General features: G+C 37.1%; 3 protein-coding genes. 2 read left to right on the top strand and 1 reads right to left on the bottom strand.

Translation table 11 applies throughout. The features are described from left to right. Positions 1-211, bottom strand: a 211-nt coding sequence (locus tag C9J34_RS22550; RefSeq protein ID WP_238600752.1) for a hypothetical protein, incomplete at its 3' end; no start/stop codon positions are given. Positions 212-849: 638 nt separating this feature from the next. Between C9J34_RS22550 and C9J34_RS21205 the strand changes: the two genes are divergently transcribed. After that, positions 850-1,560 (top strand): SDR family NAD(P)-dependent oxidoreductase, encoded by a 711-nt coding sequence (locus tag C9J34_RS21205; RefSeq protein WP_107842148.1) that lies wholly within the window; start codon positions 850-852, stop codon positions 1,558-1,560. Then, the gene (locus C9J34_RS21200; RefSeq protein ID WP_107842147.1) at positions 1,524-2,840 is read left to right on the top strand and encodes a class I adenylate-forming enzyme family protein; all 1,317 of its coding nucleotides are present in this window, start codon (positions 1,524-1,526) and stop codon (positions 2,838-2,840) included. Before C9J34_RS21205 ends, C9J34_RS21200 begins: the two co-directional genes overlap by 37 nt. The last annotated feature ends 92 nt before the right edge of the window (positions 2,841-2,932 follow it).

Below are 2,932 nucleotides of genomic sequence, written 5' to 3'. Positions count from 1 at the left end.
TTAAAAAGAGAAATGGAGTTTCTATGAATACATCGAAATAGATATATTGAATGATTAAAATTACCAAAAAAAAGAATGTCAAAATTTGATTTATTCTAGTAATTTTTGAATTTTTATTGTTAATTAATTGGAAATTAATAAATCTTTTTAGGAAGAAGTGAATAATTAAGTTGCTTAATACTAAAATTAAAAATATAGTTGTTAACCTCATTATATAATCCTCCTCTATAAATACTGATGAATTAATGATGTAAATCATTTTCCAACCTATATATCTATCAATCATGGATTTGTAATGTTTGATTTATTTAATAATTCTTTCAAACGCATTTCTAGAGGATAAATATTTTTTAGGAATCACATCTGATTTTGTGCACAATATCTATTCACACGGGGTTTATATTGTTTTGTACTTGTGAACCTACCATATCTTTAGAAAGCTACCTGTGTTTATATATCTTTATAAGGAAGAAGATGATAATAGTATTTGTATATTATAACATATTATTGATTTGTGTAATTTGTGTTAAACACACAGGCTTATTTTTGTATGTCAGTGTCAATTTTATCGTATTCCTCAATAGATTGTGTAATTTTATTAATTTCATCGGTTGTTCATACAGTATTATCTGTAATTTAGGATAGTGTTAATAGAAGGTTCAATCAATTCTTAACGTGTATTTTGATCAGTATTTGTTATAATGCTAGGCATATTGCGACAAACCAATCTGCTATGATTTTCACTTTGTCTTACTGTAAACTAGCTCATAAATCACTAAACCTTACTAATGATATCTATTCTTTACCACAATTAAAGCTGATTCAAGGAAAAAGAAGGAGGAATTTCATATGCATTTGCAGGAACATCGACTTCGACAAGCTGTGCAAGGGAAAAGTATATTAATTACTGGGGCTAGCTCAGGTATTGGAAGGGATACAGCTTTATTGTTAGCTCGTTATGGGGCACAATTAATCATTATTGGACGTAATGAGGAGCGATTGCGTGAGGTCGCTTTACAGACGGGTGCGCGGATGTATGTGATGGATTTACGTGAGGAAAAAAATCGCCAGCAGCTATGTCAAGAAATCGAACAATTGGATATTTTCATCAATAATGCAGGCTTATCAATTCATCGTTCTATTTATGATTCATTAGAGCGTGCGCATGATTTTACACGAACAATGGGTATTAATTATTTTGCACCTGTGGAGTTAATGCTCCATTTTATCCCATTATTAGATGCGGCACAGGGACAGATTGTCAATGTTTCAACGATTAATACAAAGTTTCGCCCAATGGCAAAATGGTCCGCCTATCAAGCGTCAAAAGCAGCATTTGATACGTGGCTACGCGCTGTTGCACCAGAGGTAAAGCATACGGTTTCCACTATTTATTTGCCGCTTGTGCGTACACCGATGATTGCACCAACGAAAAAATATGAGCGTGTGCCAGCAATGTCCAGTGAGACGGCGGCGAAGCGCATCGCTCGATTACTTTATACGAAAAAGAAGGAGGACAAACCGTGGTGGCTATCATTTCTACGCTTCGTGAGGCCTTAAAAATTAACGCTTTTTTACGTATACCTTTAAGACAGTTAGTAACCGCTATTTTTAAAGAAGGGCTATCGATTAACACATTGCTCGCCTTTTATGCACAAAAGCAGCCACATGCCCCACTTTTTATTGAAAATCATTCAGTGACGACATATGGACAGTTTTATGATGAGCTTATTTATATGAGCTACGCTTTGTATGAAAAGGGCATTCGCGCGGGACAGCATGTAGGCTTTCATTGTGATAATAGTGTTGCTTTATTACGTGCCGTTTTTGCAGTAGAGCGAATCGGAGCAACTGCTGTATTATTGCATACAGGACGCTCAGTGAAAGGCCATTTTGATTTTTTATTTACGGAGGAACAGTTAGAGGAATTGCCACAAAGAGCCGCAGTTAATCACTTTCCACGAAGACAGGGCAAAATTATTGTGCAAACGAGCGGTACGACTGGTGAGCCTAAAGGTGTGCAGAGCGAGGTGCAGACATTGTTAGCGCCATTTCGGGCATTACTGGAACGTATGCATTTTCATACATATCGTTATGTTTATGTTGCAACACCCTTTTTTCATGGGTATGGGCTTGCTTTTTTAAGCGCAACGATTGCAGCTGGTCACACAGTCGTATTGAACAGGCGATTTGATGCAACCTTGCTTGAGGTATATCCAATTGAAGCGATAGCGGTTGTACCAACATTGTTAGCTCGCTTTTGTCCAACACCTGCATTGCGCTGTGTGGTAAGTGGAAGTGCGCCGCTGCAAAATAATGAAGGCTTTGATGCGATTTTATACAATTTATATGGTACATCCGAAGTGGGGTTAATTAGTATAGCAACACCACAAGAGCGAGCATTGCACCGCGACACAATAGGTAAACCAATTGACAAGTTGCATTTGACCTATGAGAATGGCGAGTTGATTGTAAATGGTCAGTACACAGGTGATTTAGTGGAGGAAAAAGATGGCTTACTATTTATAAAAGGGCGCTTGCATGACATGATTATTTCGGGTGGAGAAAATATTTTTCCACAACGGGTTGAGCAAGTAATGCGAACACATCCTCGGATTGAGGATGCAGCAATAGTAGGTGAGAGAGATGTGCGATTTGGCGAGTGCGTTGTTGCATATATCGTTGCAGTGGATGTAGACGAACAAAATATTATCGCCTTTTGTAAAAAGCATTTAGCAAATTACGAATGCCCTAAAAAAATTTATTTTGTGGAGAGGTTACCATACAATGAATTAGGAAAATTAAACCGAAAGGCTTTATCCCGTATTAACAGGCTGTAAGACCGCTACTTCAAAATAGTGAGTGAAAACGAAATAGCTAAGTGGGGGATCAACAGCCTGTAAAAACCCGATTGGTGAAACTACCAATCAGT

The sequence above is a fragment of the Metasolibacillus meyeri genome (assembly GCF_003049505.1).
Lineage (GTDB): Bacteria > Bacillota > Bacilli > Bacillales_A > Planococcaceae > Metasolibacillus > Metasolibacillus meyeri.
Note: the sequence above shows the minus strand (reverse complement) of the source record. Positions and strands in the feature narration are given on the sequence as shown.